This is a genomic window from Vitreimonas flagellata, assembly GCF_004634425.1.
Taxonomy (GTDB): Bacteria; Pseudomonadota; Alphaproteobacteria; order Caulobacterales; family Aquidulcibacteraceae; genus Vitreimonas; species Vitreimonas flagellata.
Map to the genome: position 1 here is coordinate 860,217 of NZ_SBJL01000002.1, position 15,164 is coordinate 875,380.

Genomic DNA, 15,164 nt, shown 5'->3' on the forward strand with positions numbered 1-15,164 from the left:
AGGTCAAACAAGTGTCGCTCATGCCCCATCTTTCCGGTCGTCTCGTCGTCGCCAGCCACAATGCCGGAAAGGTGCGCGAGATCGGCGCGCTGCTCGCCCCGCTGGGTGTGGAGGCGGTTTCCGCAGGGGATTTGGGCCTGCCCGAGCCGGAAGAGACGGAGACGACGTTCGTTGGCAATGCGGCGTTGAAAGCGCGGGCGGCGGCGGAAGCGTCCGGCTTGCCGGCGCTGGCAGACGATTCGGGGCTTGAGGTCTTCGGCATCGGCGGCGATCCGGGGGTGTATTCGGCGCGCTGGGCGGGGCCGAACAAGGATTTCGGCTTCGCCATGCAACGCGTGCACGAGGAATTGCAGAAGCGCGGCGCAACCGATTTTTCCGCCCGCTTTGTCTGCGTGTTGGCGATGGCCGAACCCGACGGAGCAGTCGAGACCTTCGAAGGCGAGGCGCGCGGAATGATCGTGTGGCCGCCGCGTGGAACGAAGGGCTTCGGCTACGATCCAATCTTTCAGCCGAATGGTTTGGACCGCACGTTTGGCGAGATGAGCCACGACGAGAAATTGCCGATGACGCATCGCGCGCGCGCGTTCGAGAAATTGCTCGCAAGTCTCAAATGAGCGCCTTCGGCATCTATGTGCATTGGCCGTATTGCGCCGCGATCTGTCCGTATTGCGATTTCAACGTCTATCGCGCGCGCGGCGCCGAAAACGCGCCCTTGCTGGATGCGATCATCGCCGACATGGAAGCGCATGCGCAGCGTTTTGGGCGGCGTGAAGCGGTGAGCTTGTTCTTAGGCGGCGGCACGCCGTCACTGCTGCGCGGGCACGAGATCGCCAAGCTGATTGATGCGGCCTCGCGCATCTACACGCTCGCCGCTGATTGCGAGATTACGCTGGAAGCCAACCCGGAAGATCACGCGCTGTTTGCGGAACAGGCCGCTGCCGGTGTGAATCGCTTCTCCGTTGGCGCGCAGGCGTTCGATGATGCGGCGCTGAAGGCGTTGGGCCGGCGTCACGATGCGCATGCGTCGCGCCGCGCCATTGATGTGGCGGCGGCGACGGGGCGGCGCGTCTCGCTCGATCTGATTTATGCACGAGAAGGGCAGGGCGAGGCCGAATGGCGCGAAGAGCTCACGCGTGCGCTGGAATTGCCGGTGGAGCATGTGTCGCTTTATCAGCTCACGATCGAGCCGAAGACGGCGTTCGCGCGGCGCGTGGATCGCGGCCAGATCGTGCCGCCGGACGACGAGAAAGCGGCGACCCTCTATGAGCTGACGCAAGAGGTGTGCGAAGCGGCGGGTTTTCCGGGCTACGAGATCTCTAACCACGCGCGCAGCGAAAGCGCGCGCGCGCTGCACAATCTGCTCTATTGGCGCAGCGCCGATTGGATTGGGGTTGGCCCCGGCGCGCATGGGCGCTTCACGCACGCAGCCGCGCGGATCGCAACCGAAGCACAGGCGCGGGTGTCGGACTACATCGATGCAGTGCGCGAGCATGGCGTCGGTTGGATCGAGGAGTCGACGCTTACGAACGAGGAAAACGCGGACGAAGTGCTGCTGATGGGCGTGCGTACAATCGAAGGCGCGGAGCTTCAGCGCATCGCGGCGTTGCGTGGCCGCCCGGTCAATCCGGAGGCGCTGACTTGGCTGAGCGAGCGGGGGCTGATCGAATATGACAACGACCGCGTGCGTCTTACGGCGCGCGGTCGTCTGGTCGCGAATACGATCGCGGCGGAGCTGGCGGCTTAGCTGCCTTGACGTGCGAAGCGGCGGGGCGCGGCTTCCAACACCGCGACGTCGTTCTGGCGCACCTCGATGATCGCCAAGCCACGCTCGATCGCGCCGTTATTGCGGAATCGGAAGAGGCCGTCGGAGCCAGCGAAGCCTTCGGGGTTTTCGATCGCGGTGCGATTGAAACCGCGTGCGCCGGCGTCGCGTGAGAGCAGGGCCGCGAGCGCGACCGCGTCGTAGCCCAAGCTGGCGAGGCGCGTCGGCGCCTGGCCATAGACGTTCTGGTAACGGCCTTCGAATTCGTCGCGCGAGTTGAGGTCTGGCGAGACGTACCAGCCGCCCGCAAGCGTCGGCTCGCGCTGCGCCTCACCGGCCCACACGCTCGTGCCCATGAAGCGCACTTGGCGTTGATCGACGCCGCCGCGCACGAGTGCGGTCGCGATGGAGCGCAAGGGTTGGCCGCTTTCGGCGATGAGAATGCCTTGCGTCGGCGTTGTCCGCAGTGTCGCCGCCATTGCGGTGGCGGCCGCTGCGGCTTCCGTATCAGTGCGGCTATAAAGTTGCGCCGACGTGATTGTGACGCCGTGCAGACGCGCTTCAGCGCGCAATGCGCTTTCCACGCGGCGGCCGTATTCGTTCGACGGCGCCAGCAGCGCGATGGTGCGGATGTTGTGCTCAGACGCATACGAGACGATGCGCGAGATTTCGTCTTCGAGTTGGAAGCTCAAGAGATAGATGCCGTTGCCCGCGACGGTGCGATCCGACGAGAAGCCGATCACCGGAATGTTCTCCGCGCGCGCGGCGTTGCCGGCGCCGGCGACGCCTTCGCGCAGCACCGGGCCGATGATGATGTCAGCGCCGTCATTCACCAGCGCGCGCGCGGCGGCGGTGGCGGACGCTTCATCGGCGCCGGCGTCGCGCGGGATGAGCAGCGTGTTCGGGCTGCCGTGATCGAAGAGCGCGAGTTCGGCGGCATTATAGAGCGCCGACGCGTCCTGCGGGCGGAGCGAGAAGGGCAGCAAGAGGCCGACGCGGACGATTTGTTGGCCGCGCATGAAGGGCGGGGTGACGCCGTCTCGGCTGGTGACGTCCGTGCCGGGCGGTACCGAGGGGCCGGGGCCTGGCATCGGCGTGGGGCCTGTGGGTGCTGTGGCGCACGCGGTCATGAAAGCGGCCAGGCTCAAAGCCGCACCGAGCTTCAAATGACTTGGCGCAACGCGCGACAGCGCCGATGATTTGGCGGAAGCCATGAACAACCCTTCGCAAGACCCCGATGAAATCGCGCGCGACCGTATCGGCGCCCGCGAATCCAGTCCACCTCCCGAAACGGGCCTTTATGTGGTGGCCACCCCAATCGGGAACCTGCGCGACATCACCTTGCGGGCATTGGACATTTTGGGCGGAGTGAACCGGGTCTATGCCGAGGATACCCGCGTGGCCCGCAAGCTGATGGACGCGTACGGGCTGAAGCCGCGGTTGGCGGCGTACCATGAGCACAACGCTGAGGCGGCGCGTGAGGAAATCCTCGACGCGCTGGGGCGCGGGGAGAGCGTGGCGCTGATTTCAGACGCAGGCACGCCGCTTGTCTCCGATCCAGGTTTCAAGCTGGCGCGTGCGGTGATAGAGGCGGGGCATCGCGTGTTTCCGATCCCGGGAGCGTCGGCGTCGTTGGCGGCGCTCGTTGTGTCGGGCTTGCCGAGCGATAGGTTTCTGTTCGCCGGATTTCTTCCGAATAAGCAGGGCGCGCGGAAAGCGACGCTCACCGAGCTGGCGGACATCGACGCGACGTTGATCCTCTACGAGTCAGGCCCGCGCTTAGCGGAATCGTTGGCCGATATGGTGGAAGTGCTGGGCGCGCGTTCGGCGGCTGTGGCGCGCGAACTCACGAAGATGTTCGAGGAAACGCGGCGTGACACGCTAGATGCGCTGGCCGCGCATTACGCGGAAGCGGGCGGGCCGCGCGGCGAGATCGTTGTCGTGATTGGACCGCCGCATGCGAAAGGCGAGGTGAGCGAAGAGGCGTTGGATGCGTTCTTACTGAAGGCGCTGCCGCGTGGCGTAAAGGATGCGGCGGCGGAAGCGGCGCGCGATCTTGGCGTGCCGCGCAAGCGTGCGTATCAGCGCGCGCTTGAACTCAAGGATCGCGCTTGAGCCGGCAGAAGGCCGAGCGCCGCGGCCGCGGCGCGGAATGGATCGCGATGTTCTTTTGATGGCCAAAGGCTATCGCATTTTGGGCCATGGCTGCCGTACGCCGCATGGCGAAGTCGATGTCGCGGCTTGGAAAGGCGGTGTGCTGGTGATCGTCGAGGTCAAAGCGCGATCCACCTTTGAGCTGGCATGTTCGCGGTGACGCCGATGGCGCAGCAGCGGATTGCGGGCGCGGCGCAAACGCTTGCTGGGCGGTGGCGTTTGCAAAAAGCGCCGATACGCTTCGATGTTGTCGTGGTGGGCGCGAGTTTCTTACCCAAACATGAACGCGCGGCGTGGTTTGACGAGCGATACCGTTAAGGGGCGCGAAACGATCCAGGCGCACACTGCGCGGATGCGCACCTCTGTCCTCACCTTAGCCGCGCTCGCGGCCTGCGCCGCTACGAGCGGCTGCGTCACCGCCGCTCTTGGAACCGCGGCAAGTGTTGGCGTTTACGCAGCGCAAGACCGCACGATCGGGCAGGGTATCGATGACGCCAACGCGTCCAACCAAGTGAAGATGCGCTTGCTGGCCGCTGATCGCGCCGCCTTCCAAGAAGTGGATGTCGAAGTCGCGAACGGCAATTTGCTGCTCTCCGGCGTTACGCCGACGGAAGAACATCGCCAAGCCGCCGAGACGATCGCGCGTTCGATGCCGCTCATTCAGAACGTCTACAATGAGATTTTCGTCGGGCCGCATTCGAGTGTGATGCGCAATGCGCAGGATGAATTCATCACAGCGCAAATTCGCACACGCCTCACCGCGAGCCGCGCCGTGCGCGCGATCAACGTCAATATCGAGACCTTCCAGGGCAATGTGTACTTGATGGGCACGGCGCGTTCAGAAGAAGAGCTGCGCCGCGCGGCCGAGATCGCCAGCGTCGTCGGCGGCGTGCAGCGTGTTGTCTCGTTTATGCAAGTGAACGCGCCGCCCGTGCCGTATTACGCGCAAAACAGCGCGACGGGCGCAGCGCCGATCGAGCGCCCGGCCGAGCGGGATCTGGCTGGCTCCAACTACTAATTTTCTAGGCTTTTCCGCGTGGATTTCCGTGGCGCGCTCGTGCGCCTGGGGGTAACCTCCACCCACGTCTGCGCTGGGAAGCGCTGATGTTCATTTTTAGTTGCTCATTTGTTCTCATCATGTACAAATGAACGCCCGCCTTGTGGATAAAGGACGGGCGTGAGCCAGATTTTCGCGACAGCGACCACGGTGGCGTTTCAGGGGCTCGAAGCCCGGCGCATCGAAGTTCAAGTTCAAATGACCGGCGGGACGCCCGCCATCGTTGTGGTCGGCCTTGGCGACAAGACCGTCTCCGAGGCGCGCGAGCGCGTGCGGGCGGCGTTCGCTTCGATTGGTCTGGCGATCCCGCCGGGCCGGTTGATCGTCAATCTCGCGCCGGCCGCGATCGGCGCGCTGCCGCATGACGCGCTCGATGGCGTGGTATGCTTCTGCGAAGTCGGCCTCGACGGGTCGCTTGCCTCCGCGCCGGGCGCGTTGCCGGCGGCGATGGCCGCACATGTTGGCGGCGGCTTGCGCGCAAAACCCGGCGAAATCAGCCTCGCGCATCAAGGTGTGTTGTTCTTGGATGAGTTGCCCGAATTTTCACAACAAGCGCTCGATGCGTTGCGACAACCGCTTGAAACTGGACAAGTGCTGATCGCGCGCGCGAACCATCACGTGACGTATCCGGCGCGCATCCTGCTCGCGGCGGCGATGAACCCGTGTCGCTGCGGGGGAGGCGGCGTTGGTGTTGGCGCATGCCGGCGCGGTCCGAGGTGCGCGATCGATTACCAAGCGCAGCTCTCCGGCCCATTGCTTGATCGAATCGATATTCAACTCGACGTCCCGCCGGTGACGGCGGCTGATCTGGCGCTGCCGTCACCGCCCGAAGGCGCCGCCGAAGCCGCCGCGCGCGTGATGAGGGCGCGGGATGCGCAATCGTCGCTTGGTGCTGGTCTCAACGCGGTGCTCGATCAGGCTTCGCTTGAGAAGATCGCCACGCCCGATGCGCCAGGCGCAGCTTTGCTCGCGAAGGCCGCTGAATCGCTTGCTCTTTCAGCCCGCGCCTATCACCGGACGCTGAAAGTCGCGCGCACCATCGCCGATCTCGACGGCTCGGATGCGGTACCACGCATCCACGTGGCCGAGGCAGCCTGAAACGTCAGTGGGCAGGCGCCGAGCAGCCGGGATTTGCCAAGGTTTCTTAACCAGCGGCGGGCTTGATCGGTCCATGTCCTGGCCCGCCACGGCCTCAGCCTTTGATGCGTTCGACGCATTGCCTGATCCGGTCGCGATCCTCGCGGCGGACGGCGCACTCGTGCGCGCCAATCCGGCGTTCAAAGACACGTTCCGCCACTGGGTCGGCCCGCGCCGCGCGCCCTGGGGCAGGGTGATCCCGCCGCCCTTCGAGAACGGCGAACGCCGCTTCGACGCGCCAGCGCCGGATGGCCGCCACTTCGAATGGGTCGAGCGCATCTTGCCGGATGGCGCCCGCCTCGCCGCTGCGCGCGATATCACACGCCACGTCACCGCCGCTGAAGATGCGTTGCGCGCGAAGACGACATTGTTCGCCACGCTCACGCACGAATTGCGCACGCCGTTGAACGGCATCCTCGGCATGGCCGGCTTGCTCGAACTGGGTAAGCTTGAGCCGAACGCGGCCTCTTATGTCGATGCGATCAAACAATCGGGCGAGCATCTGCTCGATCTGATCACCGAGATCCTCGACTACTCACGCATCGAAGCCGGCCACATCGCACTCGAATCAGCGCCGTTCGATCCTGAAGCGATCATGCAGGACGTCGCCGAATTGCTGTCGCCCAAGGCGCACGCGAAGGGGCTTGAAATCGTGGTCACGCTGCGTGGCGAAACGCCGTCGCGCGTGGTGGGTGATGAAGGGCGCTTGCGCCAAATTCTCTTCAATCTTGCCGGCAACGCGGTGAAGTTCACCGAGACGGGCGGTGTCACGATCGAGCTTGCGCGCCGCCCCAATGATCGATTGCGCTTTAGCGTACGCGACACCGGGCCAGGTGTGCCGCCCGATAAACAAGCTTTGATCTTCGAAGAATTCACGCAGGCCGATGCGGGCGTTGCGCGGCGCCACGGCGGCACAGGGCTTGGCTTGGCGATCGTGCGGCGCTTGGCACGCGCGATGGGCGGGGAGGTGGGCCTCACGTCTCGACCAGGCGCGGGCTCAAGCTTTTGGGTGGAATTGCCGTTCGAGAGTGCGACCTACGCGGCGACGCCAAATCTGGGCGGCGTGCGCGTCGCGGTGGCGACGCAATCGGCGACTTTGCTGAACGCACTGCGCGCGCTGGCGGGGTCGTTGGGATGTGTACCCGTTGAAGCGCACGAGCAGCCGGACATCGTGCTCTTCGATTGGACCGAAGGCGCGGATGCTGAACACATCGATGCGCTTAAGCGCAGCGCGCGCGCGGTGATCGCAGTGTGCGCACAAGAGAAGCGCGACGAGATCAAACAAGCGCGCGCGGCGGGGCTTGAGCACTACATTCTGAAGCCGGTGCGTCGGCGCTCTCTGGTCGAGCGTATCGAACTCGCGCTAGGCGGCGGCGTGAGCGATGAACAGAAAGAGCGCGAGCAAAGCCAGCCGCTGGCTGGCCTGCGCGTGCTGCTTGCGGAGGACAATCCGATCAACGCCCTGCTTGCGCGCACATTGCTGACGCGTGAGGGCTGCGTCGTCTCCGCCGTGCAGGATGGCCAAGAGGCGGTCGAAGCGGCGGCGGCTGACGCGTACGATCTCATCCTGCTCGATATTCGCATGCCGCGTCTCGATGGGCTGGAGGCAGCGCAGCGTATCCGCGCCGGGCAGGGGCCGTCGGCGCGCGCACCGATCGTGGCGCTCACCGCGGACGCGGGCGAGGCCGAGCGCGTGCAGGCGTTCCAGGCCGGCATGGACGATTTCATCACCAAGCCGATCGACGCGACGCGGCTGCTCGCCGTCGCCGAACGCTTTACCGGCCGCCCGAACCCCGCCACGTTCGCGGGCGAGTAAGGCGGCGGAGACCCGCAGATGAGTGATCAGAATTCCGGCGCCGCGGCGGCCAAGCCCTCGACGTGGCAAGCGCTAGCCGTGTTCTTGGAGCATCGCACTTTGGTGATGTTGGCGTTGGGCTTCTCAGCGGGCCTGCCCAACCTGCTACTCTACGACACGATTTCAGCATGGATGCGGCAAGCGGGTTTACCGCTCGATATCATTACGCTCTTCAGCCTGGTGACGATCACGTACGCGATCAAATTCCTTTGGGCGCCGATCGTTGATCGCGTGAAGATTCCTGGGCTCTATCAGATGCTCGGCAAGCGCCGGTCATGGATGCTGCTGGCGCAGATTGGCGTTATCTTCGGCATCTGGGCGATCGCCGTGAACATGCCGGCGGTCTCGGCCGCTGTTGCGGGCGGTGTTGAAGGTGCGGTGCAGCCGCCGCCGAATGTGAATCTGATAGGCATTGTCGCGATCTTCGCAGCGATGACGGCGGTGTTTGGCGCGACGCAGGACATCGCGATCGACGCATGGCGCATCGAAGTCGCGACCGTTGAGCGGCAAGGCGCGATGGCCGCTGCCTATCAATGGGGTTATCGGATCGCCATCGTTGTGTCGGGGGCGGCACCGCTCTTCATGGCCTCGCGCATCGGTTGGACGGCGTCCTATTCCGCGATGGCCATCGTGATGGGTGTGGGCGTACTCGGCGTGTTGCTGGCGCCGCGCGAAAAAAGCTTGGAGCCGAAGCCGTTCCCGCCGGCGACGACGCCGATTTGGGCGGAAGCGCTGGAATGGGTTGCGCGCGTTGGTTTGCTGGTGTTTGGCGCGTGCTTCATCGGCGCGGGTCTCTCGGGCAAAGCCGAACCGATCACCTTCATGTTTCCGTGGATCGGCATGGAGGGCGCTGCTCCTGGCTTCGCCGAATGGTGGACGGCCAAGCCGTGGGGTGCGGTGTGGCAAGTGTTTGGCGTCGCAATCGGCCTGGCGGTCGTTGCGTTCGCGACCTATCCGATGTTCAAATCTCGCCCGAGCGCATATTTTGCGGGCACGCTGAAGGAGCCGTTGGAGGACTTCTTCAAGCGCTATCGCGGCACGGGCGCGCTCATTCTGGCGATGATCTGCGTCTATCGCATCGCCGATTTCGTGCTGAATTTGATGACGGCGTTTTACGTAGACGTCGGCTTCACTCTCGACGAGATTGCCGGCGCGCGAAAATTGTTCGGCGTTGTGATGTCGATGATTGGCGTCGGGCTCGGCGGCTGGATGGTGGCGCGCTTTGGCTTGATGCGATCGCTGATTGTCGGCGCCGTCGTGCAGCCGCTTTCGAACATCGCTTTTAGTGGGCTTGTGTTCACCGGGCCTTGGCTGCCGGGGCTTTATGCGTGCATTGCGATCGACAACGTCTCGGCCGGCATCGCGGGCACTGCGCTGATTGCTTACATGTCGAGCCTCACCAGCCTTGGCTTCACCGCGACGCAATACGCGCTTTTCTCTTCGCTCTACGCGCTACCGGGCAAAATCCTCGCAGCGATCTCCGGACGTATCGTTGAAGGGGCGACTGCTGCTGCGGCGGCGGGGGAAACGGAGTGGTTGCGCAGCTGGTTCACGAACATCTCCCCAGCAGCGTTCGCGCACCTCGTGGAGGAGCGCGGCGTGCCTGCGGAAGCATTCGCTGCGGGTTACATGACGTTCTTCATTTACTCGGGCGTGATCGGCATCGCCGCTTTCGTGTTCGCCGTCGCTGTAATGCGACGTCAGCCGCCTGCGGCAGAGGCGAAGCAGGAAGCGCCTGCGCCGGCTTAATCCGCTTCGTCTTCGCGCTCGGCCGCCTGGAATGCGGCGACGGTGGCGAAGGTGACGATGTCCGACACGGTCGCGCCGAGCGGCGCGATCTGGATCGGCTTGGAAAGGCCGGTCAGCACTGGGCCGATAACGGTCGCGCCGCCGGCGCTGGCGAGCAAGCTTGTTGAGATCGAGGCCGAGTGGATCGCCGGCATCACCAGCACGTTGGCCGGCTCCGACAGGCGCGAGAACGGGTAGAGTTCGCGCATGTTCGGATTGAGCGCGACGTCGACGCTCATCTCACCTTCGTATTCGAAGTCAGCGTCTTCACGACGATCCAATATCGAAACAGCGTCGCGGATTTTTTCGGAGCGCTCCATCTTCGGATTGCCGAAGGTGGAGTGCGAGACGAGGGCCACGCGCGGCGTGACGCCAAATTGCTTTGCCATTTTCGCGGCTTGCAGCACGATCTGCGCCATCTCTTCCGCGCCCGGAAACTCAGCGACTGATGTATCAGCCACAAAGAGCGTGCGGCCCTTCGAGAGGATGATCGACATGCCCATTGCGCGTTCGCCGCGCGCAGGGTCGATGGCGCGTAGCACGTCATCCAGTGCAGTAGCGAAATTGCGCGTGACGCCCGTGACCATGCCGTCGGCGTGACCGAGCGCCACCATCGACGCGCCGAACACGTTGCGGTCTTGGTTCACTAGGCGCTGCACGTCGCGATAGAGCAGGCCGAAGCGTTGCAAACGCTTGTAGAGATAGTCGGCGTAGAGTGCATTGTGTTCAGAGAGGCGTGCGTTGACGATGTTGAGCTTCGCGCCCTCCGGCACGCCGACTTGCGTCATGTTCGCGCGGACCAATTCTTCGCGACCGATCAGAACGGCGCGGCCAAGCCCGCTTTCTTGGAACGCGTAAGCGGCGCGGATCACGGCGGGCTCTTCGCCTTCCGCGAACACGATGCATTTTGGCGAGCGTCGCACGAGGGTTTGCACGCGCTGGATCATCGCCGCTGTCGGATCGAGGCGTTGGGCCAAGCTATGCTTGTAGGCCTCCATGTCCGTGATCGGCTTGCGTGCGACGCCAGAATCCATCGCCGCCTGCGCCACATAGGGCGGGATTTCCGAGATCAGGCGCGGATCGAACGGGGTAGGGATGATGTAGTCGGGGCCGAATTTCGGACGCCGGCCGTGATAGGCGGCGGCGACTTCATCCGGCACGTCCTGCTTGGCGAGCGCGGCGAGCGCGCGCGCGGCGGCGACCTTCATCTCTTCGTTGATCGTGCGCGCGCGCACGTCGAGCGCGCCGCGGAAGATGTAAGGAAAGCCCAGCACGTTGTTGACTTGGTTCGGATAGTCCGAACGGCCCGTTGCGACGATCGCGTCCTTGCGGACTTCGTGCACTTCTTCGGGCGTGATTTCCGGATCGGGATTGGCCATCGCAAAGATGATCGGCTTCGCCGCCATCGACTTGACCATGTCCTTCGACATCGCGCCGGCCGCGGAAAGCCCCATGAACACGTCCGCGCCTTTCAAAGCTTCGGCAAGCGTGCGGAGCTTGGTGTCGATCGCATGCACAGACTTGAACTGGTCCATGCCTTTCTCGCGGCCGCGATAGACCACGCCCTCGCGATCGCAGACAATGACGTTGTTGTGCGGCACGCCGAGTTGCTTGATCAGGCCGATGCAGGAGAGGCCGGCCGCGCCCGCGCCGCTGACGACGACTTTGATGTCTTCGAGACGGCGGCCGGTCAGTTCGCATGCGTTGAGCAGGCCCGCGGCGGCGATGATAGCGGTGCCGTGCTGGTCGTCATGGAAAACGGGAATATCGAGATCGTCACGCAGGCGGCTCTCGATGATGAAGCACTCGGGCGCCTTGATGTCTTCGAGGTTGATGCCGCCGAACGTCGGGCCAATGTTGCGGACCGTGGTGATGAATTCTTCGACGTCCTGGGTCGTGACTTCGATGTCGATCGAGTCCACGTCGGCGAAGCGCTTGAAGAGAACGCTCTTGCCTTCCATCACCGGCTTCGAGGCCATCGCGCCCAGATTGCCGAGACCCAAGATCGCGGTGCCGTTCGAGATCACGGCGACCAGATTGCCCTTCGAAGTGTAATCATACGCCTTATCCACATCCTCGGCGATCGCCTTCACCGGCACGGCCACGCCCGGCGAATAGGCGAGCGACAGGTCGCGCTGCGTGGCCATCGGCTTGGTCGGTGCGATGGAGATTTTGCCGGGTGTCGGCAGGCGGTGAAAATCCAACGCCTCGGCGTCGGTAAAACTCTTTTTCGTGTCGGGCATAGGTGGGGAGTTCCGTGAAGAGGGCCGCACCCTAACCAGGGGGTCTGCCCCGTCAATTGGAAGTCCCTGCGACATGAGGCTAAAGCTGGCCCGTGGCTGATTCCTCAAGCTCTCCGCCCGTCCGCGTGACGCCGTTCATGGCGCAATATCTTGCCGCGAAGGCAGATCATCCGGACGCGTTGCTGTTCTTCCGCATGGGAGATTTCTACGAGCTGTTTTTTGACGACGCTGTGAAGGCCGCGGGCGCTGTCGGCATCACGCTGACGAAGCGCGGTAATCACGACGGCGAACCGATCCCGATGGCCGGCGTGCCGTGGCATCAGGCGGAGAATTATCTCTCCAAGCTGATCCGTGCGGGCTTCAAGGTCGCAGTGTGCGAGCAGCTGGAAGATCCGGCCGAAGCGAAGAAGCGCGGCGGCAAGTCGATCGTGCAGCGTGGCGTGGTGCGCGTCGTCACGCCCGGCACGCTGACAGAAGAGGGGCTGCTCGATGCGCGCACCGCCAACCGATTGGCGGCGGCGGCATTCGCGGGCGATCTGGCGGGCATCGCCTGGGCCGATGTCTCGACCGGTGCGTTTGAAGCGCGTGTGCTGAAAGCCAGCGAAGTCGAGGAAGAACTTGCCGCGCTCGCGCCGGCGGAATTGCTCGTGGTGGATGCTGATAGCGCTCTGGTCGCGGAAGCGGCGCGGATCGCAGGCGCGACCGTGACGACGCGGCCTGCCGTAAAGGCCGATGCGAAATCGGCGGAGCGGCGCATCAAAGCCGCGTTCGAGGTGGCGGCGCTGGATGCGTTCGGCGATTTCACCGCGCCCGAGCTTTCGGCGATGGGCCTGCTGCTCGATTACATCGAACTCACGCAAGCGGGTGCGGCGCCACGTTTGACGCCGCCGCGCCGCAATGCCGAGCGCGCCTTCATGGCGATTGATGCGGCGACGCGCGCGGCGCTGGAAATCGAGCGCTCCGTGCGCGGGGGCAGGGATGGCTCGCTGCTGGCGTGTGTCGATCGCACGGTGACATCCGCCGGCGGGCGTTTGCTGGCGGAGCGGATTTCGCGGCCTTTGACGGATGTGGCGGCGATCCGCGCGCGTTTGGATGCTGTGGAGTTTTTCATCGCGGAACCGCATCGCCGCGCCGGTGTGCGCGAGGAATTGCGTGCGGCGGGCGATTTGGCGCGTGCATTGACGCGGCTGGCGCTCGGGCGTGGCGGGCCGCGTGATCTGGCGCAATTGCGCGATGGTTTGCACTCCGGCGATCGCGCGGCGGCGCGGTGCATGGGCTTGAGCGATGCTGCTCCAAGCGAAATCGCGCATGCGTGTGCGGCGCTATCTTTGTCGTCGCATCCGGGGCCGGCGAGCTTGGCGCAGACTTTGGATGGCGCGCTGGCGCCAGAGCTGCCGCTGCTCGCGCGCGATGGCGGCTTCATCGCCGCTGGCTATGACGCGACACTCGATGAAACACGCGCGCTGCGGGACGATAGCCGTAAAGTGATCGCGGCGCTGCAAGCCAAGTATGCGGAAGAAACCGGCATCACCGGCTTGAAGCTGAAGCACAACAATGTGCTGGGCTACCATATCGACGCGACAACGAAGCAAGCCGAAGCCTTGATGACGCCGCCCCACAATGCGCGCTTCATTCATCGCCAAACCAATGCGGGCTCGATCCGCTTCACCACGGCTGAACTTGCTGAGCTCGACGCGAAGATCGCCCGCGCTGGCGAAGCGTCGCTCGCGCGCGAGCTCTCGCTGTTCAAAGATTTTGCGGTGCGCGCGGCGGAGAACGAAGCTGAGATTCGCGCTGCTGCCGAAGCGTTGGCGGCGCTCGATGTTGCGGCCGGGCTCGCCGAGTGGGCGGAAGAAACACAGGCGACGCGCCCAGAGATCGATGAGAGCATTGCGTTGCTCGCGGATGCGGCGCGGCATCCGGTCGTGGAGCAGGGTGTGCGCCGCGAAGGGCAGGGCTTTACGCCGAACGATGCGCGGCTCGATGCGGAGGGCCGCTCTGGCCCGCGTCTTGTGGTTGTCACCGGCCCGAACATGGCGGGCAAGAGCACCTACCTTCGCCAGATCGCGCTGCTGGCCGTGCTGGCCCAGGCTGGTTCTTTCGTGCCTGCGCGGAAGCTGCGGCTGGGGGTGGTTGACCGGGTGTTCGCCCGCGTCGGCGCCTCCGACGATCTTTCGCGCGGGCGCTCAACCTTCATGACCGAGATGGTGGAAACCGCCGCCATCCTGAACCAGGCCGGTCCGCGCGCGCTGGTCGTGCTGGACGAAATCGGCCGGGGCACGGCGACGTTCGATGGCCTCGCCATCGCCTGGGCGGTGGCCGAGCACCTGCACGAAGCCAATCGCTGCCGCGCTGTCTTCGCGACGCACTATCACGAGCTGACGCGGCTGGCGGATAAGCTGGACGCCGGGGCCAACGCACATTTGCGCGCCAAGGAATGGAAGGGCGATCTGGTCTTCCTGCACGAAGTCGCGCCGGGCGCCGCGGATCGATCCTATGGAATCCAGGTCGCGAAGCTTGCCGGCCTGCCCAAAAGCGCGGTGGAGCGGGCGCGGGCGGTGTTGGGCAAGCTGGAAGCCAATGGCGGGACGACGCGCGTTGAAATCGCTGAGGATTTGCCGCTGTTTGCCCAGGTCATGGAAGAAACAGCGCCGCATCCATTGGAAGCGGCGCTGGCGGGTGTGAACCCGGATAATCTCTCACCAAAAGAAGCGCTTGAGCTTCTCTACCGGCTCAAGGCTGCGGCTGCGGACGCGCCGGATCGCTGAGGATCGGGTCGCGGTTATCTACGCTGTTACGGGCGTTCTCGACGGCGATGCCGCGAGTCACGGCTTCGGAAGCCAATGGCAGCGCCGAATCCATTGCCATGAACATCATGTAGGCGCCCAGGATCGCGCCAAGCACCAAGCCGCTAACGCCCCAGAGCGAGGCGGCGAACCAGTAGGCTGCGGAGCGTTCGCTGCGGATGCGCTGCGCGAACAGCTTTTGATCCATCAGCGCTTCTAGATTCGCGCGGGCCGGGTGATCGGTCACCTGATGGTCCTCGTCGACCGGGTTGAGCCGAATGGTCTTGCCGCCTTTGCTGCGCATCGAGCTTATGTCTCCCGGAACGATCGTCCCATCCCTTTTGGATGTGCCCGCGGATTGAGGCAAGTTTGCGTTGTGTGA

Annotated in this window: 12 protein-coding genes; 9 read left to right on the top strand and 3 right to left on the bottom strand. The window is 64.5% G+C overall.

The genetic code is table 11. The features are described from left to right. The first annotated feature begins 20 nt into the window (after nucleotides 1-20). Nucleotides 21-614 carry an RdgB/HAM1 family non-canonical purine NTP pyrophosphatase gene (gene rdgB, locus EPJ54_RS12120; RefSeq protein WP_135211968.1) on the top strand — a complete coding sequence of 198 codons (594 nt, stop codon included), beginning with the start codon at nucleotides 21-23 and terminating at the stop codon, nucleotides 612-614. Next, complete coding sequence (gene hemW / locus EPJ54_RS12125) at nucleotides 611-1,744, top strand: radical SAM family heme chaperone HemW (RefSeq protein ID WP_135211969.1); 1,134 nt, start codon at nucleotides 611-613, stop codon at nucleotides 1,742-1,744. Before rdgB ends, hemW begins: the two co-directional genes overlap by 4 nt. Here hemW and EPJ54_RS12130 read toward each other — a convergent pair. Then, nucleotides 1,741-2,976 (bottom strand): penicillin-binding protein activator, encoded by a 1,236-nt coding sequence (locus EPJ54_RS12130; RefSeq protein WP_135211970.1) that lies wholly within the window; start codon nucleotides 2,974-2,976, stop codon nucleotides 1,741-1,743. The two genes, hemW and EPJ54_RS12130, sit on opposite strands and share 4 nt — an antisense overlap. Between EPJ54_RS12130 and rsmI the strand changes: the two genes are divergently transcribed. From rsmI to EPJ54_RS12160, 6 genes are all read left to right on the top strand, one after another. Continuing rightward, a complete protein-coding gene (rsmI, locus tag EPJ54_RS12135; protein ID WP_135211971.1) occupies nucleotides 2,975-3,877 on the top strand; it encodes a 16S rRNA (cytidine(1402)-2'-O)-methyltransferase in 903 nt (300 codons plus the stop codon). The two genes, EPJ54_RS12130 and rsmI, sit on opposite strands and share 2 nt — an antisense overlap. Before the next feature lie 37 nt (nucleotides 3,878-3,914). Beyond that, nucleotides 3,915-4,076 carry a YraN family protein gene (locus EPJ54_RS19860; RefSeq protein ID WP_167755698.1) on the top strand — a complete coding sequence of 54 codons (162 nt, stop codon included), beginning with the start codon at nucleotides 3,915-3,917 and terminating at the stop codon, nucleotides 4,074-4,076. Between the two features lie 192 nt (nucleotides 4,077-4,268). After that, complete coding sequence (locus EPJ54_RS12145) at nucleotides 4,269-4,934, top strand: BON domain-containing protein (RefSeq protein WP_167755699.1); 666 nt, start codon at nucleotides 4,269-4,271, stop codon at nucleotides 4,932-4,934. 168 nt (nucleotides 4,935-5,102) lie between these two features. Then, a complete protein-coding gene (locus tag EPJ54_RS12150; protein ID WP_420823041.1) occupies nucleotides 5,103-6,071 on the top strand; it encodes an ATP-binding protein in 969 nt (322 codons plus the stop codon). Nucleotides 6,072-6,144: 73 nt separating this feature from the next. Further along, complete coding sequence (locus tag EPJ54_RS12155) at nucleotides 6,145-7,926, top strand: response regulator (RefSeq protein WP_135211974.1); 1,782 nt, start codon at nucleotides 6,145-6,147, stop codon at nucleotides 7,924-7,926. 18 nt (nucleotides 7,927-7,944) lie between these two features. Continuing rightward, nucleotides 7,945-9,714, top strand: coding sequence for an AmpG family muropeptide MFS transporter (locus EPJ54_RS12160; protein WP_135211975.1), 1,770 nt, complete (start codon nucleotides 7,945-7,947; stop codon nucleotides 9,712-9,714). Here EPJ54_RS12160 and EPJ54_RS12165 read toward each other — a convergent pair. Beyond that, the gene (locus EPJ54_RS12165) at nucleotides 9,711-11,996 is read right to left on the bottom strand and encodes an NADP-dependent malic enzyme (RefSeq protein ID WP_135211976.1); all 2,286 of its coding nucleotides are present in this window, start codon (nucleotides 11,994-11,996) and stop codon (nucleotides 9,711-9,713) included. The two genes, EPJ54_RS12160 and EPJ54_RS12165, sit on opposite strands and share 4 nt — an antisense overlap. Nucleotides 11,997-12,133: 137 nt before the next feature. On the opposite strand from EPJ54_RS12165, the gene mutS reads away from it, so the two are divergent. Next, complete coding sequence (gene mutS / locus EPJ54_RS12170; RefSeq protein ID WP_135212118.1) at nucleotides 12,134-14,764, top strand: DNA mismatch repair protein MutS; 2,631 nt, start codon at nucleotides 12,134-12,136, stop codon at nucleotides 14,762-14,764. Here mutS and EPJ54_RS12175 read toward each other — a convergent pair. After that, entirely contained in the window at nucleotides 14,730-15,086 is a 357-nt protein-coding gene (locus EPJ54_RS12175) for a hypothetical protein (RefSeq protein WP_135211977.1), read from the bottom strand. The two genes, mutS and EPJ54_RS12175, sit on opposite strands and share 35 nt — an antisense overlap. Nucleotides 15,087-15,164: the final 78 nt, after the last annotated feature.

Coding starts and splice junctions, on each gene's coding strand:
- EPJ54_RS12145 (WP_167755699.1), top strand. CDS start 4,269: ATGCGCACCTCTGTCCTCACCTTAGCCGCGCTCGCGGCCTGCGCCGCT.
- EPJ54_RS12165 (WP_135211976.1), bottom strand. CDS start 11,996: ATGCCCGACACGAAAAAGAGTTTTACCGACGCCGAGGCGTTGGATTTT.
- EPJ54_RS12160 (WP_135211975.1), top strand. CDS start 7,945: ATGAGTGATCAGAATTCCGGCGCCGCGGCGGCCAAGCCCTCGACGTGG.
- rdgB (WP_135211968.1), top strand. CDS start 21: ATGCCCCATCTTTCCGGTCGTCTCGTCGTCGCCAGCCACAATGCCGGA.
- EPJ54_RS19860 (WP_167755698.1), top strand. CDS start 3,915: ATGGATCGCGATGTTCTTTTGATGGCCAAAGGCTATCGCATTTTGGGC.
- EPJ54_RS12130 (WP_135211970.1), bottom strand. CDS start 2,976: ATGGCTTCCGCCAAATCATCGGCGCTGTCGCGCGTTGCGCCAAGTCAT.
- mutS (WP_135212118.1), top strand. CDS start 12,134: ATGGCGCAATATCTTGCCGCGAAGGCAGATCATCCGGACGCGTTGCTG.
- rsmI (WP_135211971.1), top strand. CDS start 2,975: ATGAACAACCCTTCGCAAGACCCCGATGAAATCGCGCGCGACCGTATC.
- hemW (WP_135211969.1), top strand. CDS start 611: ATGAGCGCCTTCGGCATCTATGTGCATTGGCCGTATTGCGCCGCGATC.
- EPJ54_RS12175 (WP_135211977.1), bottom strand. CDS start 15,086: ATGCGCAGCAAAGGCGGCAAGACCATTCGGCTCAACCCGGTCGACGAG.
- EPJ54_RS12155 (WP_135211974.1), top strand. CDS start 6,145: ATGTCCTGGCCCGCCACGGCCTCAGCCTTTGATGCGTTCGACGCATTG.